The sequence below is a fragment of the Porphyrobacter sp. MBR-155 genome, assembly GCF_040547625.1.
Taxonomy (GTDB): domain Bacteria; phylum Pseudomonadota; class Alphaproteobacteria; order Sphingomonadales; family Sphingomonadaceae; genus Erythrobacter.
Map to the genome: position 1 here is coordinate 201,954 of NZ_JBEPQB010000001.1, position 19,214 is coordinate 221,167.

The 19,214-nt window shown below is 61.4% G+C and carries 20 protein-coding genes and 1 tRNA gene; 17 read left to right on the forward strand and 4 right to left on the reverse strand.

The features are described from left to right. Positions 1–58 precede the first annotated feature (58 nt). Both ABIE62_RS00940 and ABIE62_RS00945 read left to right on the forward strand, forming a co-directional pair. Entirely contained in the window at positions 59–1,006 is a 948-nt protein-coding gene (locus tag ABIE62_RS00940) for a hypothetical protein (protein WP_354322771.1), read from the forward strand. Positions 1,007–1,110: 104 nt separating this feature from the next. Further along, a tRNA-Ala gene (locus ABIE62_RS00945) sits at positions 1,111–1,186 on the forward strand. 116 nt (positions 1,187–1,302) lie between these two features. Here the strand turns inward: ABIE62_RS00945 and merA are convergent. From merA to ABIE62_RS00960, 3 genes are read right to left on the reverse strand one after another with little or no spacing between them, the layout of a single operon-like run. Beyond that, positions 1,303–2,727, reverse strand: coding sequence for a mercury(II) reductase (gene merA, locus ABIE62_RS00950; protein WP_354322772.1), 1,425 nt, complete (start codon positions 2,725–2,727; stop codon positions 1,303–1,305). Positions 2,728–2,747: 20 nt separating this feature from the next. Continuing rightward, positions 2,748–3,071, reverse strand: a complete 324-nt coding sequence (locus tag ABIE62_RS00955; protein ID WP_354322773.1) for a heavy-metal-associated domain-containing protein — start codon at positions 3,069–3,071, stop codon at positions 2,748–2,750. Between the two features lie 14 nt (positions 3,072–3,085). Beyond that, positions 3,086–3,481 (reverse strand): mercuric transporter MerT family protein, encoded by a 396-nt coding sequence (locus tag ABIE62_RS00960; protein WP_354322774.1) that lies wholly within the window; start codon positions 3,479–3,481, stop codon positions 3,086–3,088. Between the two features lie 76 nt (positions 3,482–3,557). Here ABIE62_RS00960 and ABIE62_RS00965 point away from each other — a divergent pair, with 76 nt between their 5' ends. The 4 genes from ABIE62_RS00965 to pssA all read left to right on the forward strand — a co-directional run bounded on the left by ABIE62_RS00965 (position 3,558) and on the right by pssA (position 6,975). Then, a complete protein-coding gene (locus ABIE62_RS00965) occupies positions 3,558–3,965 on the forward strand; it encodes a MerR family transcriptional regulator (protein WP_354322775.1) in 408 nt (135 codons plus the stop codon). 151 nt (positions 3,966–4,116) lie between these two features. Continuing rightward, entirely contained in the window at positions 4,117–5,283 is a 1,167-nt protein-coding gene (locus ABIE62_RS00970; protein ID WP_354322776.1) for a beta-ketoacyl-ACP synthase III, read from the forward strand. A 58-nt stretch (positions 5,284–5,341) separates the two neighbouring features. Continuing rightward, the gene (locus ABIE62_RS00975) at positions 5,342–6,094 is read left to right on the forward strand and encodes a phosphatidylserine decarboxylase (RefSeq protein WP_354322778.1); all 753 of its coding nucleotides are present in this window, start codon (positions 5,342–5,344) and stop codon (positions 6,092–6,094) included. Beyond that, entirely contained in the window at positions 6,091–6,975 is an 885-nt protein-coding gene (pssA, locus tag ABIE62_RS00980; protein WP_354322779.1) for a CDP-diacylglycerol--serine O-phosphatidyltransferase, read from the forward strand. Before ABIE62_RS00975 ends, pssA begins: the two co-directional genes overlap by 4 nt. On the opposite strand, the gene ABIE62_RS00985 is transcribed toward pssA, so the two are convergent. Further along, positions 6,911–7,165 carry a hypothetical protein gene (locus ABIE62_RS00985; protein WP_354322780.1) on the reverse strand — a complete coding sequence of 85 codons (255 nt, stop codon included), beginning with the start codon at positions 7,163–7,165 and terminating at the stop codon, positions 6,911–6,913. The two genes, pssA and ABIE62_RS00985, sit on opposite strands and share 65 nt — an antisense overlap. 290 nt (positions 7,166–7,455) lie before the next feature. On the opposite strand from ABIE62_RS00985, the gene rpsB reads away from it, so the two are divergent. The 11 genes from rpsB (at position 7,456) to ABIE62_RS01040 (ending at position 19,213) form a co-directional block, all read left to right on the forward strand. After that, the gene (gene rpsB, locus ABIE62_RS00990; RefSeq protein ID WP_354322782.1) at positions 7,456–8,262 is read left to right on the forward strand and encodes a 30S ribosomal protein S2; all 807 of its coding nucleotides are present in this window, start codon (positions 7,456–7,458) and stop codon (positions 8,260–8,262) included. Positions 8,263–8,404: 142 nt separating this feature from the next. Continuing rightward, positions 8,405–9,331, forward strand: a complete 927-nt coding sequence (gene tsf, locus ABIE62_RS00995; protein ID WP_354322784.1) for a translation elongation factor Ts — start codon at positions 8,405–8,407, stop codon at positions 9,329–9,331. 144 nt (positions 9,332–9,475) lie between these two features. Then, positions 9,476–10,384, forward strand: a complete 909-nt coding sequence (locus ABIE62_RS01000; protein WP_354322786.1) for an alpha/beta hydrolase — start codon at positions 9,476–9,478, stop codon at positions 10,382–10,384. Positions 10,385–10,492: 108 nt separating this feature from the next. Further along, on the forward strand, positions 10,493–11,212 hold the full coding sequence (gene pyrH / locus ABIE62_RS01005; RefSeq protein WP_354322788.1) for a UMP kinase: 720 nt from the start codon (positions 10,493–10,495) through the stop codon (positions 11,210–11,212). Between the two features lie 36 nt (positions 11,213–11,248). After that, positions 11,249–11,806, forward strand: a complete 558-nt coding sequence (gene frr / locus ABIE62_RS01010; protein ID WP_354322790.1) for a ribosome recycling factor — start codon at positions 11,249–11,251, stop codon at positions 11,804–11,806. 67 nt (positions 11,807–11,873) lie between these two features. Continuing rightward, positions 11,874–12,515, forward strand: a complete 642-nt coding sequence (gene uppS, locus ABIE62_RS01015) for a polyprenyl diphosphate synthase (protein WP_354323027.1) — start codon at positions 11,874–11,876, stop codon at positions 12,513–12,515. Next, positions 12,502–13,272 carry a phosphatidate cytidylyltransferase gene (locus tag ABIE62_RS01020; protein ID WP_354322792.1) on the forward strand — a complete coding sequence of 257 codons (771 nt, stop codon included), beginning with the start codon at positions 12,502–12,504 and terminating at the stop codon, positions 13,270–13,272. Before uppS ends, ABIE62_RS01020 begins: the two co-directional genes overlap by 14 nt. 7 nt (positions 13,273–13,279) lie before the next feature. Beyond that, positions 13,280–14,446 (forward strand): 1-deoxy-D-xylulose-5-phosphate reductoisomerase, encoded by a 1,167-nt coding sequence (dxr, locus tag ABIE62_RS01025; RefSeq protein WP_354322794.1) that lies wholly within the window; start codon positions 13,280–13,282, stop codon positions 14,444–14,446. Positions 14,447–14,462: 16 nt separating this feature from the next. After that, a complete protein-coding gene (gene rseP / locus ABIE62_RS01030) occupies positions 14,463–15,560 on the forward strand; it encodes an RIP metalloprotease RseP (protein WP_354323029.1) in 1,098 nt (365 codons plus the stop codon). Between the two features lie 255 nt (positions 15,561–15,815). Beyond that, the gene (gene bamA / locus ABIE62_RS01035; RefSeq protein ID WP_454184768.1) at positions 15,816–18,527 is read left to right on the forward strand and encodes an outer membrane protein assembly factor BamA; all 2,712 of its coding nucleotides are present in this window, start codon (positions 15,816–15,818) and stop codon (positions 18,525–18,527) included. Beyond that, positions 18,527–19,213 (forward strand): OmpH/Skp family outer membrane protein, encoded by a 687-nt coding sequence (locus tag ABIE62_RS01040; RefSeq protein WP_354322795.1) that lies wholly within the window; start codon positions 18,527–18,529, stop codon positions 19,211–19,213. Before bamA ends, ABIE62_RS01040 begins: the two co-directional genes overlap by 1 nt. The last annotated feature ends 1 nt before the right edge of the window (position 19,214 follow it).

Sequence of the window (19,214 nt, forward strand, 5' to 3'; positions counted from 1 at the left end):
GCGATATAAGCTCGTCAAAGCGGCTGCACCGCTGACAACAAGAGAGGTTGATTGATCCATGAGCGCGGCCACCCACAAGCCTTCGTCAACGTTCCAAAGGCGCAGCGCCGCGCCGCGCGCGCCGTTCGGGTTGAAGATCACCACGGTTGCGGTCGGCAGCGCCTTGCTGGCGGCCTGCGCCACGCCCGCTCCGCCGCCGCCTCCACCGCCGCCGCCGCCCCCGCCTCAGGCCGTGGTTGAGGCCGCGCCCTATCGCCCGCTGCCGCCGGGCGGCGCGCATTACCTGATGGAGATTCCGGCCCGCGGGCCTGATGGGCGGCGCGTCACCGTCAACAGCAACCTTTCTGACGACCAACTGGTGTGGAACTTCCGTTCAGCCTGGAACGTCGCGGCGCTCAATTGCCTTGCGCCCGAATATCAGCCGATCCTTGATGGCTATCGCGCTTTTCTGAACGGCAATGTCCGGCCATTGAAGGCGGTGAATGACCGGATCGAAAAGACCTATACCAGCCGTTTCCGGGCGCGCCGTGATGCGATGGTGGCGCGCGATGGCTATACCACGCAGGTCTATAATTTCTTCGCACTGCCGCCCGCGCGCGCCGGGTTCTGCCGCGCCGCGCTTGATGTTGCCAACCGTATGCTGGCCGCGCCGCGAACCGATCCGCTCAGCTTTGCCCGCGCCAATTTTGATGTGCTGTTGATGCCGTTTGACCAGTTCTTCAACGAATACGAAGCCTATCAGCAGGCCTCTGCGCAGTGGGATGCCAAGTGGGGCGCGCAGTATGGTGCCTCGCAGCCCGGCTGGGTGGTGGTGCAACAGGCCCGCGCCAGCGGTGCCACCGTGCCCAATTTCGCCAGTATGGTCAGCCAGACGGCGGAGGCGCAGACTGTGATCGACCCGGCAACCGGCGTCGCGGTGCCGGTGATCCCGGTCACCGAAGGGTTCGTGTCGCAGCCGGTGGTGGAACCGATCACAGCCTCGCCCGGAAGCCAATCCGGCGAGTAGTGGTGCCGTGCCAGCAGCGGTAAAATCTTGCGTTGCATGGGTGCGTGCTTCGGGTTAATGCGCGCGCCTGCCTGATCGGGGTGCCCGTCAGGCCAACTTGGAACGGGGCCGTAGCTCAGATGGGAGAGCGCGTCGTTCGCAATGACGAGGTCAGGGGTTCGATCCCCCTCGGCTCCACCAGGTTGACCAGGATGCGCGGCGAGGATCGCGAACAGGCAAGGTGCTATGGAAGCGCAAGGGCAAACGGGCGTTTGAGGCCGATGATGACCTGCAATAACCATCCGCAATTGCAATCATCACCCAGCGCAGCACGATAGTTTCGCCACGTCCTTGTCAAACGTCTGCGCGGCCAGTTTCAGCCCTTCGACTGTCGTCAGGTAGGGGAAGATCGTCGCACCCAGTTCTGCCGTAGTCATGCCGTATTTGATCGCCAGCACCAGCGTCTGGATCGAATCCGCGCCTTCGGGGGCCATGATCTGCCCGCCAAGCAGGCGGTCGGTGCCCTTGTTGGCCACAAGCTTGATCATCCCGCGCGTATCGCGCGCCGCCAATGCGCGGGGCACGGCGTCGAGCGGGAGCAGCGAGGTTTTCACCTCCAGCCCCTGCGCCCGCGCCGCCGCTTCGGTCAGGCCGACGCTGGCGACCTGCGGATCGCTGAATACCACGGCGGGCATGGCGGCATTGTCATAACGGTGCTGGTTGCCGGTAACGGCATTGCGCGCGGCCAGTTTTGCCCCGTAGGCCGCCATGTAAACGAACTGGTCGCGCCCGGTGACATCGCCTGCGGCATAGATGCCGGGGACGCTGGTTTCGAGGTATTCGTCCACCACGATCCCGCCCTTGCGATCCAGCGTGATGCCGCGCCCTTCCAGCCCCATCCCATCGCTGTTGGGCTGGCGGCCGGTGGCGATCAGCACCTGCTCGGCGGCGATGACCGCGCCTGCTTCATGGCCATCGCAGGTGAGTTCGACCCCTGCGGCAGTTTGCGCAATGCCTTGATACCGCACCCCGGCACACACTCGCACGCCCTCTGCCTCCAGATAGGTTTGCAAGGCGGCGCTCAATTCTTCGTCGAGTTCGGGCAGCAGGCGGCTGCGGCAGCAGATGGTGACCTCAACCCCCAGCCGGGCAAACATCTGGCCCAGTTCCACGCCAATCACCCCGCCGCCGATCACCAGCAGCGATGTGGGCAGGCGTTCCAGCGCCAGCGCCGTGGTGCTGGTGAGGAAGGGCACGGCCTCCAGCCCTGGGATTGGCGGCACGGCGGCACGCGCGCCCATCGCCAATATGATCTTCCCCGCCTTCATCGGCGCATTGCCGACCATCAGCGCCGCACCATCAAACCGCACCTTGCCCTCGATATAGCTGACGCCTTCGTAAGCGGGCAGCAGATCGGCATATTTCTTCTGCCGCAAGTCGCCCACCAGCGCATCCTTCGATGCCGCCAGCGCGCTCCAGTCTTCAAGCTGCACAGCGCCGCCAACGCCGGGGAAGCGCGCGGCGGCGCGTCCGCCATGCACCGCCTCGGCCGCACGGATCAGCGCCTTTGACGGCACGCAGCCGACATTGACACAGGTGCCGCCGATCGTGCCGTGGCCGATCAACGCCACGCTCGCGCCGAGTTCCGCCGCCGTGATCGCAGCGGAAAAACCCGCCGATCCCGCGCCGATAACGGCCAGATCAAATCCGTCCTGCCGGGGCAGGGTGCAACAATCGTTCATGTGTTAACTTTCAACTGGCTTCAGATGGCCCGCGCCGGATAGCCCGCATTGGTCGATGCAGCGGCAATCGCAGTGGCGCTGGTGCGCTTTGGATCATAGCTGGCGCGCGCGGTCTTGGCGTCGAAATCCACTTCGACAGCGCTGACCCCGGTAACGCCTTCCATCGCCGTCCTGACGGTGATCGGACACATCGCGCAGGTCATGTTTTCGATGGCGAAAGTGGTCTGCGCCTGCGCGGCATCGGCCACCACGACGCGGTCTGCGCCGCCATTGCTGAGCGCAAGTGTCAGCCCGCCGCCAGCCAGCGCCAGAACCGCGACGCCGATCATCATTGTCTTATTCATGCGATTATTCCTTTTCAGTAAAACCAAGGTGCCCACCAGTCGATGGTGAGCGCAAGGAGCACGATGGCGAGGCCCAGCCACAGCACCGTCTTTGTGGTGCGCGCCGACTGTGGCCGCGCGCAGTAAGAGCCATCTTCGCACAGGTCTTTCGGCTTGAAATAGACGTGCCAGAAGCCATAGCTGATCAGCGCCAGCGTAACCGCGCCGACATAGGGTTTATACGGTTCCAGCGCGGTCAGATTGCTGATCCACGCGCCCGAAATGCCCACCGACACCAGCAGCAGCGGCACGATGCAGCAGGCCGAAGCCAGCCCCGCGCCGATCAGCGATCCCGTCGCCAGCCAGTTTGCCGGTTTCGGTTCCGGTATTTTGGCCGGGTTTGGCAATCCGGTTTCCGGTGTTGATGCCATATTCTGATTCCTGCCTTCCAAGTTGATGATTCGGAGTATAGTGTCTGTAGCAACCACAGGCTCAAGAGGTTTTTTCATGACCCATCAGAGTGGCATCCTGCGCGCGCAGCTGGCGCGGCTGACTGGCTGCAATCTGGAAACGATCCGCTATTATGAAAAGGTCGGACTGCTGCCCGATCCGCCGCGCAGCGCCAATGGTTACCGCGTCTATCCGCCCGATCTGGTGCAGCGGTTGCAGTTCATCATGCGCGCGCGCGATCTGGGGTTCACGATGGAGGAAATCCGCTCGCTCTTGTCCCTCACCGATGCCGGGGAGCAGACCTGCGCCGAGGTGATGGCGCGCACGCAGGATCACCTTGCCGATGTGCGGCGAAAGATTGCCGATCTACAGCGGATCGAGGTGACACTTACGAACTCGCTGGCCCAATGTTCGGGTGATACCGCACCCGATTGCCCCATATTGGACGCGCTCAACTGCGCCTGAGGTGCACCCACTTTGTTTCACGTGAAACATTGGGTCAAGTGCGGCCTAAGGCGGGTCAAGGGCATGGCAAGGCCAACCTAACCTCCACGGTTCCCGCAGTTGCTGGTCGGGCTTGCAGGCGGGCGGGGCGAGCAGTAAGGCAATGCGCCCCATGCAAGAGAGTTACATGCAGGAAACGCAATCAACCCCCGCGCTCACTGGCCGCCCGGTCATTTCTGCCACTGGCCTTTTCACGCCCACAGAGTCGATCACCAACGAAGAACTGGTGGCCAGCTTCAACGCTTTTGCCGATCGCCACAATGCCGCCAACGCGGCTGCGATTGCTGCGGGAGAAGTGGAACCCCTGCCGCATTCCTCGGTCGAATTCATCGAGAAGGCGAGCGGGATCAAAGCGCGCCATGTGATGAGCAAGGCGCCGATCCTCGATCCTGACGTGATGGCCCCGCGCTGGGATGAGCGCGGCAATGACGAAATCTCGATCATGGCCGAAATCGGCGTCGCAGCGGCGCGGGCTGCGCTGGAACGGGCCGGGCGCGACCCGCAGGATGTGGACGCGGTGCTGTGCGCAGCGTCGAATATGCAGCGCGCCTACCCCGCGATGGCGATAGAGATTCAGCAGGCGCTGGGGATCGACGGGTTCGGGTTCGACATGAATGTTGCCTGTTCTTCGGCCACCTTCGGCATTCAGACCGCCGCCGATTATATCCGTTCGGGCAACGCCAAAAGCGTGCTGGTGGTCAGCCCTGAAATCACCTCGGGCCACCTCAACTGGCGCGACCGCGATAGCCATTTCATCTTTGGCGATGTCGCCACTGCTGTGCTGGTCGAGGATGCGGCGATTGCTCCGGCGGCGCATTGGGACATCCTCGGCACCAAGCTCAAGACGGTGTTTTCCAACAACATCCGCAACAATTTCGGCTTTTTGAACCGGGCGTCGCCCGAAACCGAAGGCACTGCGGACAAGCTGTTCGTGCAAGAAGGGCGCAAGGTCTTCAAGGAAGTGGTGCCGATGGTGGCACAGATGATCCTGGATGAAGCCGCGCGACTGGGGATTGAGCCTAGCGACTTGCGGCGGCTGTGGCTGCATCAGGCCAATGCCGGGATGAACCGGCTGATTTCGCAGCGGGTTTTGGGCCACGAAGCCTCGGAGGATGAAAGCCCGACCGTGCTCGACACCTACGGCAATACTTCAAGCGCGGGGTCGATCATCGCGTTTCACCTGCATCACGATGATCTGAACGCGGGTGATACCGGGCTGATTTGCAGCTTTGGCGCGGGCTATTCGGCGGGCACGGTGTTCGTGCGCAAGGTTGGCTAGGGCCACTTGCGCGCCGACTTGCTTGCGGGCGCGGCCCCCACTCCCTAGAAGCGCTCCGATGGCAGGTGAAATCCTCGATAACAAAGGCCGCGGTGAGGCAGGCTGGAACTGGCCCGCAATCCATCCGGAAGGGCGCAAATTCGGGCTTATTGCGACCGCGATCAGCCTGTTTTTCCTGCTCGTTCTGGGTTGGGACATCGTCGGCTGGCCGCTGTTATTGCTGTCGGCCGGGGTATTCGCGTTTTTCCGCGATCCCGAACGCGTGGTGCCGCAGGCCGATTCCGCGATTGTTGCGCCCGCTGATGGGTTGGTGACATTGATCGAGGAAGTGCAACCGCCGCTGGAATTGCAGATCGATGATGGGTCAGGCATTGCCGGTCTACCTACCGGCCCGGTCACGCGCGTTTCGATTTTCATGAGCGTGTTCGATGTTCACATCAACCGCACGCCGGTGGGCGGAACGGTGCGGCGAGTGGTGTATATCCCCGGCAAGTTCATGAACGCCGAGCTTGATAAGGCGAGCGACGAGAATGAACGCCAGCATATCCTGATCGAACGCGGCGATGGGCTGAAGATCGGTTTCACCCAGATCGCCGGACTGATGGCGCGGCGGATTGTTCCGTTTGTGAAGCCCGGCGATATGGTGGCGAAGGGTCAGCGGGTGGGCCTGATCCGGTTTGGCAGCCGGGTGGATATATATTTGCCCGCCGGAACTGATCCCAAGGTGATGATCGGGCAGACGACGATTGCGGGTGAGACGGTGCTGGCAGAAATCGGCCAGCGTGGATTGATCGAAGGGATCGCCCAATGAGCCGCGCTCCCAAACAGCGCCGGATGCCGTTTTTCCCCGCGCGGCTTGGCCCCAAGGCGGCTGAGGATGAAGATGTGGGCGACAGTTTGCGCCATGCCAGCCCTGCTGGTGGCCTGACCCTTCGCGCGATGTTGCCCAATGCGATTACGGCAGCGGCGCTGTGCGCGGGGCTGACGGGCATCCGCTTTGCGATCGATAGCAACTGGTCTTACGCGATCCTGCTGGTGATCCTTGCAGGGGTGCTTGACGGGATCGATGGGCGGATCGCGCGGTTGCTGAACGCGCAGTCGCGGTTTGGGGCGGAACTGGACAGTCTGGCGGATTCGCTATCCTTCGGGGTGGCCCCGGCGCTGATCCTGTTCCTGTGGTCGCTCAAGGATTTGCCGAGCTTTGGCTGGTTTGCTGCGCTCGCCTTCGCAATTTGCTGCGCGCTCAGGCTGGCGCGGTTCAATGCCGGGATTGATACTGACGAACAACCGCATAAATCCGCGGGCTTCCTGACCGGGGTGCCTGCGCCGGTGGGGGCGGGGCTGGCCTTCACGCCGTTCTATCTGTGGACTGAAACCGGGGTGGAACTGTTCCGCAACCCGGTGCTGATGACCATATGGCTCGCCGTGATCGCTGTTTTGATGATTTCCAACATGGCAACGTTGAGCTGGGCCTCGCTGCGGCCGCGAAAGACCATCCGGCTGGGGCTAATCGCCTTTGTCGGGCTGGCCTTTGCCGCGATGCTGCTGGAACCGTGGTGGACGCTGAGCGCGATCAGCATCATCTATCTTGTGTTGATGCCCTATGGCCTGTTCAAATATGGGCGGATCAAGCGGCGGCGCAGGCAGGAACAGACCGCATCCGCCGCGCCTGCGGACGGCGAACCGGCGTAACCCGCACCGCATCGCGCCGCACCCGCAATTCGGGCGCATTGACCTGCACCGCAAATCCCGTCTGCATCAGCGCGGCTTGCTGCATCAACTGCACATAGGCTTCGCGCGCCTTGATCGCGCTGTCGGTGATGGTGAGCACCGCAAGGATTGCGGCGAAGGTGAACAGCAGAGTGATGGCAAGTGCAAGCATGGCGGTGTCCTTAACTGACAGTCGTTCATTGTTTGTTCTTTCGCTATGTTCCCCATATGATCCGCCGTGTCAAGCGGCTTTCCTACAGGCGCGGCGGGGATTTTTTGCGGGCAGGGCAATCGGGGCTGGATTTTGTGGCCGCGCAAAGCTAAGGGCGCGCTCGCACGTTGGTGGGCATAAGGCTCCCCCGCGCGCAAATTCACATGGAAGGCGCACATACCGGTGCCGTTTGCGGGAGCTCCGCAGCGCGGTTCCAGCCTTCCAGAGGAACAACCGGAAAGGAATTACCTATGGCGGCACCAGTCGTCACGATGCAGCAATTGATCGAGGCCGGCGCTCACTTCGGCCACCAGACCCACCGCTGGAACCCGCGCATGAAGCCGTATATTTTCGGCGCGCGCAACAGTGTTCACATCATCGACCTGTCGCAGACCGTGCCGTTGTTCGCGCGCGCGCTCGATTTCGTCGAATCGACCGTGCGTTCGGGCGGCAAGGTGCTGTTTGTCGGCACCAAGCGTCAGGCGCAGGAACCGATTGCCGAGGCTGCGCGCATGTCGGGCCAGCATTTCGTCAACCACCGCTGGCTGGGCGGGATGCTCACCAACTGGAAGACGATTTCGGGTTCGATCCGCCGCTTGAAGGCGCTCGAAGAACAGCTTTCGGGTGACACCAGCGGTCTGACCAAGAAGGAAGTGCTCCAGCTCACCCGTGAACGTGACAAGCTGGAAATGTCGCTCGGCGGCATCCGCGACATGGGCGGCATTCCTGACGTGATGTTCGTGATCGACGCCAACAAGGAAGACCTCGCGATCAAGGAAGCCAACGTGCTTGGCATTCCGGTGATCGGGATTCTCGACACCAACGTCGATCCTTCGGGCATTGCTTTCCCGGTTCCCGGCAACGACGACGCCAGCCGCGCTGTGCGTCTGTATTGCCAGGCGATCGGTGAAGCCGCGCTGGCGGGCAAGGGCAAGTTCCAGGCTGACGTGTCGAGCGATTTCGGCGCGATGGCTGAACCCCCGGTCGAAGCCGTGGCCGAAGCTGTGGTCGAAGCTCCGGCTGCCGACGACGTTGCTGGCGAAGCCGCCGAAGCCTGATTTCTCGTGTGACCGGCGCGCATTTTTGATGGGTGCGCGTCAATCACCCGTCACAATCTCTCTATAGCGCGCCCGGCATTGCCTCCCTCTGCGGAAAGGGCAGGGCCGGGCGCCCTTGAAACTGAATGAAAAGGATATTCTCATGGCTGATTTCTCCGTCGCCGACGTGAAGAAGCTGCGCGAGCGCACTGGCGCTGGCATGATGGACGCCAAGAAGGCGCTGACCGAAGCGGGCGGCGATATCGAAGCTGCGGTTGACGCGCTGCGCGCCAAGGGCCTCGCCACCGCGCAGAAGAAGTCGAGCCGCACGGCGGCTGAAGGCCTCGTCGGCGTCGCGGTTGTCGGCACCCGCGGCGTTGCGGTTGAAGTGAATTCGGAAACCGATTTCGTCGCCAAGAACGAACAGTTCCAGGATTTCGTGCGCAAAGCCACGCAGGTAGCGCTCGGGCTGGGCAGCGATGATGTTGATGCGTTGAAGGCGGCGGCTTACCCCGACGGCGGCACCGTGGCGGACAAGCTGACCGACAATGTCGCTACCATCGGTGAAAACCAGCAGATCCGCCGGATCAAGTCGGTGGCCGTCGATAAGGGCGCAGTGATTTCGTACATGCACACTGCCGCTGCCGAAGGTCTGGGCAAGATCGGCGTGCTGATCGCGCTGGAAAGCGAAGCGGGTGCCGACGTGCTCGAACCGCTGGGCAAGCAGCTGGCGATGCACGCCGCTGCCGCCTTCCCGATGGCGCTGGATGCCGATGGGCTTGACCCCGAAGTGCTCGACCGTGAACGCAAGATTGCGGCGGAAAAGGCTGCCGAAAGCGGCAAGCCTGCTGACGTGCAGGCCAAGATGGTCGATGGCGCGGTGAAGAAATTCGCCAAGGAAAACGCGCTGCTCAGCCAGATTTTCGTGATGGACAACAAGACCGTCATTTCCGATCTGGTCGCGCAGGCCGGCAAGGCTGCGGGCACCGCGATCGTGCTCAAGGACTATGCCCGCTTCCAGCTGGGCGAAGGCATCGAGAAGGAAGTGAGCGACTTCGCAGCGGAGGTCGCCGCAGCAGTCGCAGGGTAATTGCCCGAATCGTCGGGAAAAACGCACGGGTCGGGTGGTATTGACCATCCGGCCCGTTGTTTTTGGGGCGAGCCCGGCGCAACCGGTCGTTGCGATCGACAAGGGGGTTTCATGAATTTGTGCAAGTGCGCGTTGGTCGGTTCGATGTTGCTCGCCGCTTGCTCCGCCCCGCTTTCCTCGCAAGCGGGCGTCAGTGCTGACAGCGCACTTCCCAGCCAGCGCGGTGCAGGGCAGGCATACGAGCTACTGGGCTCGCAAGTCTTCGACCTGCCCGACCCGGCCAGCGGCATAACCTATCAGGCCTATGTTAGCCTGCCACCAAGCTATGATGATCGCAACGCGCGAAGCTATCCGGTCGTTTATGTGACGGATGCCGATTACGGTTTCCCCATATTGCGCCTGATTGGTCGCCGCATGAACGGGGCCGGCCCACGGATCGAGGAATTCATTCTTGTCGGTCTGTCCTATGGCAAAGGGCAAGATCCGATGGCCAGCCGCCGGCGCGATTACACCCCGACTGTCAACGGTGCCTCCGGTGCGCCAGCCGGAGCCGTCCATGGAGAATCGCTGCGTTATCGTGATTATCTGCGCGATACGGTGCTTCCGTTCGTTGAAAGTCGCTTTCGTGCGGCACCGGGCCGGCGTGTTTATGTCGGCCATTCCTACGGCGGGTTGCTGGGCGCGCAAATACTGATGACGGAACCGCAGATGTTCAGCGGCTATGTGTTGGGCAGCCCATCGTTCTGGTACGACAGGAAATATCTGCTGAGACAAACGCGAAGCCTGCTGAATCAGATTACTGCAATCGATACCGATGTTTATGTCTATGTTGGCGAATTTGAAGCACAACGAGCAGGTGATAAGCGCTACAATCAAGAGGTGGATATGGTGGCCGATAACGCGACCTTTGCCGGTCTGCTCAGCGCCCAAAATTATCCTGGCCTCAATCTGAAAGCAGAGGTGCTGGCGGACGAGGATCATCTGTCGGTGGCGCCACGCGGCTTCACCAAAGGTCTGCTGCACACGCTTCCGGCGCGCACTCAGGCGGAATAGGCCCTCACCCTAAACTGGGCCTTTCCCTTTGCGCATTGGCCGATTGGCGGTTAAGTGCGGCGCACTCAAATCATTGGCTCAAGATTCCACCCGGAGCATCGTAACCCCATGTCACTCCCTCCGATCAAGCGCGTGCTGCTCAAGCTTTCGGGCGAGGTGCTCATGGGCGGACAGCAGTTCGGAATTGATCCGGCCTTCGTCGCCGAACTCGCCAAGGAAGTGAAGGCGGCGAAAGACACCGGGCTTGAAATCTGCCTGGTGATCGGCGGCGGCAATATCTTTCGCGGGATGGCGGGCGCAGCAGCGGGCATGGATCGCGCGCAGGCCGATTACATGGGGATGCTGGCGACGGTGATGAACGCGCTGGCGATGCAGAACGCGCTCGAACAGATTGGTGTCCACACCCGCGTGCAGAGCGCGATCCAGATGGATCAGGTGTGCGAACCGGTGATCCGCCGCCGCGCTGAACGCCATCTGGAAAAAGGGCGCGTGGTGATCTTTGCCGCAGGGGTGGGCAGCCCCTATTTCACCACCGATAGCGGCGCGGCGCTGCGCGCGGCTGAAATGAAGTGCGACGCGCTGCTGAAAGGCACCAGCGTGGACGGGGTGTATGACAGCGATCCCAAACACAACCCCGCAGCAAAGCGTTTCGATACGGTAACTTACGACCGGGTGCTCGCCGATAATCTCAAGGTGATGGACGCATCGGCGGTGGCGCTGTGCCGTGATAACGAAATCCCGATTGTGGTCTTCTCGATCCGTGAGCAGGGCAACCTTGCCCGCGTGCTTTCAGGTGAAGGCGTACAGACCATTGTGCAAGATAACTGAAACGCAAGACAGCTGATAGAAGAGGGGAGCCTACCCATGCCGCAATATGACAAGGCCGATGTCGAGCGCCGAATGAACGGCGCGGTGGAATCCTTGAAGGGCGATCTTCAGGGCCTGCGCACGGGCCGCGCCAATACCAGCCTGCTCGATCCCGTCGTGGTCGAAGTCTATGGCGCGATGATGCCGCTCAATCAGGTCGCCACGGTATCGGCGCCCGAACCGCGTATGCTGAGCGTGCAGGTGTGGGACAAATCGAACATGACCCCGGTGGAAAAGGGCATTGCCCACGCCAATCTGGGCCTCAATCCGATCATTGACGGACAGACTCTGCGCCTGCCGATCCCCGATCTGACGCAGGATCGCCGCAAGGAGCTGGCGAAACTGGCCGATCAATATGCCGAAAAGGCCAAGATCGCGATCCGCAACGTGCGCCGCGATGCGATGGAAAGCCTGAAGACCGACGAAAAGAAGAAGGAAATCTCCGAGGATGAGCGCAAGCGGTCTGAGGATGAAGTCCAGAAGCTGACCGACAAATATGTCGCCGACACCGACGAGGCGGCGGCGAAGAAAAAGCAGGAAATCCTGACGCAGTAAGGCGGGGGGTATCGGATCGTTAGGAACAGATTTGGATCAGGACCGCGCAAAACACGTTGCCATCATCATGGATGGCAATGGCCGCTGGGCCAAGAAACGCGGGCTGCCGCGCGCGGTTGGGCATCAGCGCGGGGTGGAGGCTGTGCGGCGCTTGGTGCGCGGGCTGGAACCGATGGGCCTGGAATGCCTGACGCTCTATGCCTTTTCGTCTGAAAACTGGAAACGGCCCGATGATGAGGTCGATGATCTGATGAACCTGATGCGGCGGTTCATCAAATCCGACCTTCCCGAATTTGTCGCCAACAGCGTCAAGCTCAAGATCATTGGCGATTGGCAGTCGCTCGCGCCGGATATCGTGGCGATGCTCGAAGATGCGCTGACACAAACTGCAAATGGCACCAAGACACTGGCGGTGGCGCTTAATTACGGCGGGCAGCACGAGATTGCGCGTGCGGCGGCGAAGGCCGCGGCGATAGGGGCCGTCACGGTGGAGAGTATCGCCGCGCAGCTCGACACCGCTGATCTGCCGTCGCTCGATCTGCTGATCCGCACCAGCGGCGAAGTGCGCCTGTCGAATTTCCTGCTGTGGCAATCGGCCTATGCTGAAATGCTGTTTGTGGACACGTTATGGCCCGATTTTGAACCTGCGCATCTGACGCAGGCGCTGGATGATTTTGCCCGGAGGGAGCGGCGCTATGGTGGACGCTGAAACGCCCCGCGTGCCTGACTCCAAAGGGGGGGCTTCGGATTTGCCTGTGCGGCTGGCGTCGGCCATCGTGATGTTGGTGATTGCAGGCGGGGCGCTGTGGCTGGGCGGCTGGTTCTGGAGCGCGTTCATCCTGCTGCTGGTAGGCGGCGTGCTGTGGGAATGGAACCGCTTGGTTGGCCGCTTTGGCGTGTCAGGGCTGGCTGAAACGCTGTGGTTCTTTGCCGGGGTGGTTTATATCGGCGGGGCAGGCCTTGCGATGATGGCGCTGCGCAACGGGCCGACCTTTTTCCCGGTGGATGGGCAAAGCTATGGCTACGGCCCGTTTGAGGTGCTGGCAGGCTATATCCTGCCGATCATCGCGGTGGATGTCGGGGCCTATTTCGCGGGCCGCACGATTGGCGGGCCAAAGATTGCACCGCGCATCAGCCCGTCCAAGACCTGGGCCGGGTTGGGGGGCGGGGCGACGGCGGCGGCTTTGGTTGCGGTTGTGATCGAACTCACCGATTTCGGCCCGGCAGCAGGCGCGCCCGGCTATAATCCGCTCAGCATTGGCTTTGCGGTGTTCGCCGGGGTGTTGATCGCAGTGTTGGCGCAGGCGGGCGATTTCTTTGAAAGCTGGATGAAACGCCGCGCCGGGGTGAAGGATTCGGGCGCGCTGATCCCCGGCCACGGCGGGCTGTTTGACCGGCTCGATGGCTTTCTTGCGGTATTCTTTGTGCTGTTTGTGATTGCCACAATGCTCGCTTTGCTGGGATGATGGGGCAATGACGCGTGCTCTTACCCTGCTAGGTGCCACCGGATCGATTGGCGCATCGACGCTCGATCTGGTGCGGCGTGAGCGTGAACGATGGCGCATAGAGGCGCTGACCGCGCATTCGAGCGCTGCCGAACTGGCCGCGTTGGCGCGCGAATTTGGCGCGAGAATCGCCGTGGTCAGCGATGAGGCGTGCCTGCCCGCATTGCGCGATGCGCTGGCGGGCAGCGGGATAGAAGCCGCTGGCGGGCGAAAGGCGCTGTGCGAAGCGGCCGCGCGCCCGGTGGATGTGACCGTGGCGGCGATTGTCGGCTGCGCAGGCCTCGCCCCGGTAATGGCGGCGATCGAACGCGGCGGCACCATTGCGCTCGCCAACAAGGAAGCGCTGGTTTCGGCGGGCGAGGTGATGATGCAGGCGGTCGCCCGTCACGGCGCGACCCTGCTGCCGACCGATAGCGAGCATAATGCGATCTTCCAGTGCCTCAGCGGCAATCGCCTGTCGGATGTGGCGAAAATCACCCTGACCGCCAGCGGCGGGCCGCTGCGCACGTGGAGCGCCGAGCGGCTGACGGCGGCGACCCCGGCAGAGGCTGTGGCGCATCCCAACTGGTCGATGGGCGCGAAAATCAGCGTCGATTCCGCGACTATGATGAACAAGGGGCTCGAATATATCGAGGCCTTTCACCTGTTCCCGGTCGGGCTGGACCGGCTGGGCATCGTTGTCCACCCGCAAAGCGTGATCCATTCAATGGTGGAATTCCGCGACCGGTCAACGCTGGCGCAACTCGGCCCGTCGGATATGCGCGTGCCGATTGCTTCGTGCCTCGCCTGGCCGCAGCGGATGGAAACGCCGCTTGCCCCGCTTGATCTGGCGGCGATTGGCGAGCTGACCTTTTTCCCGCCCGATGAAACCCGCTTCCCTGCGACGCGGTTGGCGCGAGAAGCGATCGTGGCGGGCGGAAGTGCGCCCGCGATCCTCAACGCCGCGAACGAGGTGGCAGTCGCCGCCTTCCTCGCCGGTCAGATCGGGTTCACCCGCATTGCCGCAATGGTGGAGGAGACGTTGCAGCGCAGCAATGATGCTCCGCGTCCGGCCACGCTTGATGAAGTTCTGGCCGTCGATCAATCCGCGCGGCGGCAAGCGCTCACTCTGTTGGAGACCAACGCCTTTGTTTGATGCACCCCCGTTCTGGATGTATGCGGTCGGCTTCCTGCTGCTGCTCGGCCCGCTGGTAACCGTGCATGAACTTGGCCACCTGCTGGTCGGGCGGTTGTTCGGCGTCAGGGCCGATGCGTTCTCGGTCGGCTTCGGCAAGGAAATCGCCGGGTTCACAGACCGGCAGGGCACCCGCTGGAAACTCTCGGCGCTGCCTTTGGGCGGTTATGTCCAGTTCAGGGGTGATATGAACCCCGCCAGCGTGCCCGATCCCGATGCGCCCTGCGAAGAAGGCAGTTTCCAGCACGCCGCCCTGTGGAAGCGCGCGCTGATCGTGGCGGCGGGGCCGATCACCAACCTGTTGGTGGCGGTTGCAATCTTTGCCGCGTTTTTCGCCATTCTGGGCAAACCGACCATCACTGGCGATGAAGATTCGCGCACCATCGGCCGTTTTACCGAAGCCAGCGTGGCAGAAGCTGCGGGGCTTCAGGTGGGCGATACGGTGGTTGCGATTGATGGCCGCACGATTGCTGATTTCAGCGAATTGCGCACCACCGTTGCCTTGCATCCGGGCAAGCGCATGGTGTTTACGGTTGAGCGGGCAGGCGAGCAGATCACCATTCCGCTCACCACCGCGCGGGTAGTGGAAACCGACGGTTTCGGCAATCAAAGCGCGATTGGCCAGATTGGCGTTGCCGCTGCAGGCGGGGCCTATGAACTCGAAGAGGTTGGCCTGCTTGAGGCGATCCCGTTGGCGGTCAAGCAATGCTGGGATCTGATGGGCATGATGATCACCGGCATTCAGCAGATCATCATGGGCGATCGATCGGTTGATGAACTTGGCGGCCCGCTCAAGATCGCCAAATTCTCTGGCGAACAGATGAGCCTTGGCGCTGTTGCCTTCATCAATTTTGCCGCTTTGATCTCGCTTAATTTGGCATTCATCAACTTCTTGCCAATCCCCGCGCTCGATGGCGGACATCTGATGTTCTATCTGGCCGAGGCGATCCGCCGCAAGCCGGTAGGGCCGCAGGTGACCGAATGGGCTTATCGCACCGGCATTGCGCTGGTGTTGGTGTTGATGGTGGTGGTGACGGTGAATGATCTGTTCTCGCTTCCCATCTTCGGCTCTTGAGGCAAGACTGGCGCGGGCCAGCGGGTTTGCCGGGGAAAGCGCCCCGGTCCGTGTCCTATCCGCGCCGGTGCGGCTTGATTGCGATGGGCACATCGGGCAGAGGCGGGGGCCAGATTTTCAGGGTGCGACAGGCGATCGCACATAAGGTCACTTGCAAGGGTGCATATTGAGGGTCGCAAGGGTGTGACGCCAATACGGCACGGACGGTTGGAACGGGATTTTAGCTGCATGAACGCAATAAGCGAGGCGGGCGTAATGCCGGTCAATGGCAATCTGGCGCATTCGCTGCCGCAGCGCGCGCGCTTTGTCGCGCTGCTGTGCTGTGGCTCGATGCTGGCCGGTGTGCCGGGGGCCGCCTTTGCGCAGCAGCAGGACGCCGCAACAGCGCCCGTTGCCCAGCCTGCCGCAGAGCCTGCGCCCGCCGCGAGCAGCAACGTGATCCGCACGATCAACGTCGTCGGTTCCGAACGGTTGGAGCCGACCACCATCCTCAGCTATATCCGCCTGCGGGTTGGTCAGGAATACACAGCGGTAGCCGCCGACGAAGCCCTCAAGGATCTTGGCGCGACCGAGTTGTTCGCCAATTACACGATCGACAACAGAAACGGCAACGTCGTCATCACCGTGGTCGAAAACCCGGTGATCAATCGCATCGTGCTCGAAGGCAATAAACGCCTCAAGCCCGACAAGATACTGCCTGAAATCAAGCTCGCCCCGCGCCAGATATTCACCCGTTCCAAAGTGCGCGCCGATGTTTCCCGCATTCTTGAACTGTACAAGCGGCAAGGCCGGTTTGCCGCGCAGATTGAACCCAAACTGGTGCAACTGCCGCAGAACCGCGTCGATATCGTGTTCGAAATTACCGAAGGCCCGAAATCCAAGGTTCGCCAGATCAACATTCTTGGCAACGAGAAGTTTTCCGACGGCGATCTGCGCAGCGAAATGGTGACCAAGCAGGCACGTTTCACCAGCTTCTTCAGCTCCAATACCAGTTATGACCCTGATCGTCTGGCGTTTGATCAGCAGAAGCTACGGCAGTTTTACCTGACCGAAGGCTACGCTGATTTCCGCGTGGTTTCGGCGGTGGCCGAACTGACGCCCGATCAGGAAGACTTCATCATCACTTACGTGGTGGAGGAAGGCGAACGCTACAATTTTGGTGAGGTCAAGGTCGACAGCCAGCTGCGCGATTTTGACAGCGATTCGATGAGCGGCAATCTGCCGATGAAGTCGGGCGATTTCTACAATGCCAAAACGGTTGAAGATACTGTCGAGCAGTTGACCGAGTTGGCTGGGCGGTTTGGCTATGCCTTTGCCGATGTGCAGCCGCGCTTCAACCGCAACCCTGACGATCTGAAAATGAATGTCACCTTCGTCCTACGCGAAGCGCCGCGCGTTTATGTTGAGCGGGTTGACGTCAACGGCAATACGTTGACGCAGGACAAGGTCGTGCGCCGCGAATTCCGGCTGGCGGAAGGCGATGCGTTTAATTCGCTGGCGATTCTGCGTACCAATGCGCGCATAAACTCACTGGGTTATTTCCAGGAAAATTTCGAGATCAAGCAGGTCGAAGGCAGCGCCCCTGACCGCATCGTCCTTGAGGCCAATGTCGAAGAAAATCCAACCGGTGAATTGCAGTTTTCGGCGGGCTTTTCTTCGATTGAACAATTTATTCTAGCAGGCAGCATCCGGCAGCGCAACTTCCGTGGGCGCGGGCAGACAATCGGCCTCAGCTTGAATTGGTCGCAGTTCTCGCGCTCGGCGCAGGTCAGTTTCTCCGATCCGTTTATATTTGATCGCAATATATCCGGCGGGATTGATATTTTCCGCAGAGATTCAAATAGTTTCAATTTTACCAATAATGATCGTAACACCACCTTCAAGCAGTCAACAACGGGCTTTTCGTTGCGCGCCGGGGTTCCGCTGACAGAGTTCATGTCGCTGATTGGCAGCTACACTCTCAGCAACGACGATGTAACGCTCGACGAGAATCTGTTTTTCTCGGATATAAATGGCGACGGCATACGTGAATGCGATCCGCTGCTGGCTGGCCGTTTTTTGTGTGATACACTCGGTTCCCGGCTAAGCTCAATCGTCGGCGTCAGCCTCAACTACAACTCGCTCAATTCTCGTCTCCGTCCCACGCGCGGGCGCACGCTGTCGCTCAGCAGTGAAGTGGCTGGGCTGGGCGGGGATGTGCGCTATGTGCGTTTCCGTGGGCGCGGGCAGCAGTTCTGGAATCTTGGCAATAGCGGCTTCATCTTCTCGGTGCTGGCCGAAGGCGGGACCATTATTGCCTTGCAGAACCGCCCGGGCGAAGGCGTTGATGACATTTTTCTGACGGATCGTTTCTTCCTCGGTGAGCCGCAGTTTCGCGGCTTTGCCATTCGCGGCGTTGGCCCACGCGTCCTGACCCAGCAATATGTGCGCGATGCCGATGGTAATCCGGTTCTGATCACAGACCCCGATCAGACCCGCGATGACGCAATTGGCGGGCGCAATTACTACCTCGGTCGCGCCGAGCTTGAAATTCCGCTCGGTTCCGGCGCGCGCGAACTTGGCCTGAGGCCTTCGATCTGGGCTGATATCGGCGGATTGTGGGGCGTGACGCAGCCGGTGCTACAGGACAATCCCAACGGCGTGCAGCAACGCGATGCGCAAGGCAACCCGATCTTCCTGACCCCGCGGCTTGATAGTAATGGCGTGCCGGTCGTTCCGGGCGTGCTTGATTTCACCACCAACCCGCTGGCGCCCGATGGCACGGCCAATATCCCTTCGATCCGCCCCGGCAGCGCAATCAAGGAGACATTCCTTGGCGATTCGGTTAGCCCGCGCATCACAGTCGGGTTCGGGGTTAACTGGAACTCACCCTTTGGGCCGTTTCGCATCGACATTTCCCGCACCATTCGCAAGGTCGAAGGGGACGATGATCGTAGTTTTTCATTCAACGTAGGAACCCAATTCTGATGACACTTTTCACCAAGCTTCTCGCTCCTGCTGGCCTTGCGCTTACGGCGCTGGCTGCGCTTCCCGTTCACGCCCAGATCGAAGGCCGTGTCGCCACGGTCGATATTTCGCGCACGATCATCGCGACCACGGCGTTCCAGCAGGCCTATGAACAGGTCAACCAGACCTATACGCAGCAGAACGACCTGCGCCGCACCAAGGCGCAGGAACGTCAGACCTTGCTGGCCACATTCGACACCAATGGTGACAAGCAGGTTGATGACGCAGAACTGGCAGCCAAGCAGAACTCAGGGGACTTCACCAAGCTGCAAACGCTGGAACAGGAAATTCAGGCGCTCAACAATCAGATCGACGGCGCGCGCATCTTTGCGATCGAACAGATCATCGTGCACTACGGTGCAGCCCTGCAGGATGTCACCACAGCGCAGCAGATCAAGCTGGTGATTGATCCGGGTTCGTTGTTGTTTGCCGTGCCCGAGGCCGATGTTAGTCAGCAGGTGACCACGGCGCTCAATGGTAAGGTTGCATCTGTCGGGGTGGTTCCTCCAGCAGGTTGGCAACCCAGCCGTGAGGGCGCACAGCTCTATCAGGAAATCCAGCAACGCCTGCTGACCGCGCAGATGATGCAGCAACAGCAACAGCAGCAGGCGCAGCAGGGCAACACCGCCGCCCCGGTTGGGCGTTGAG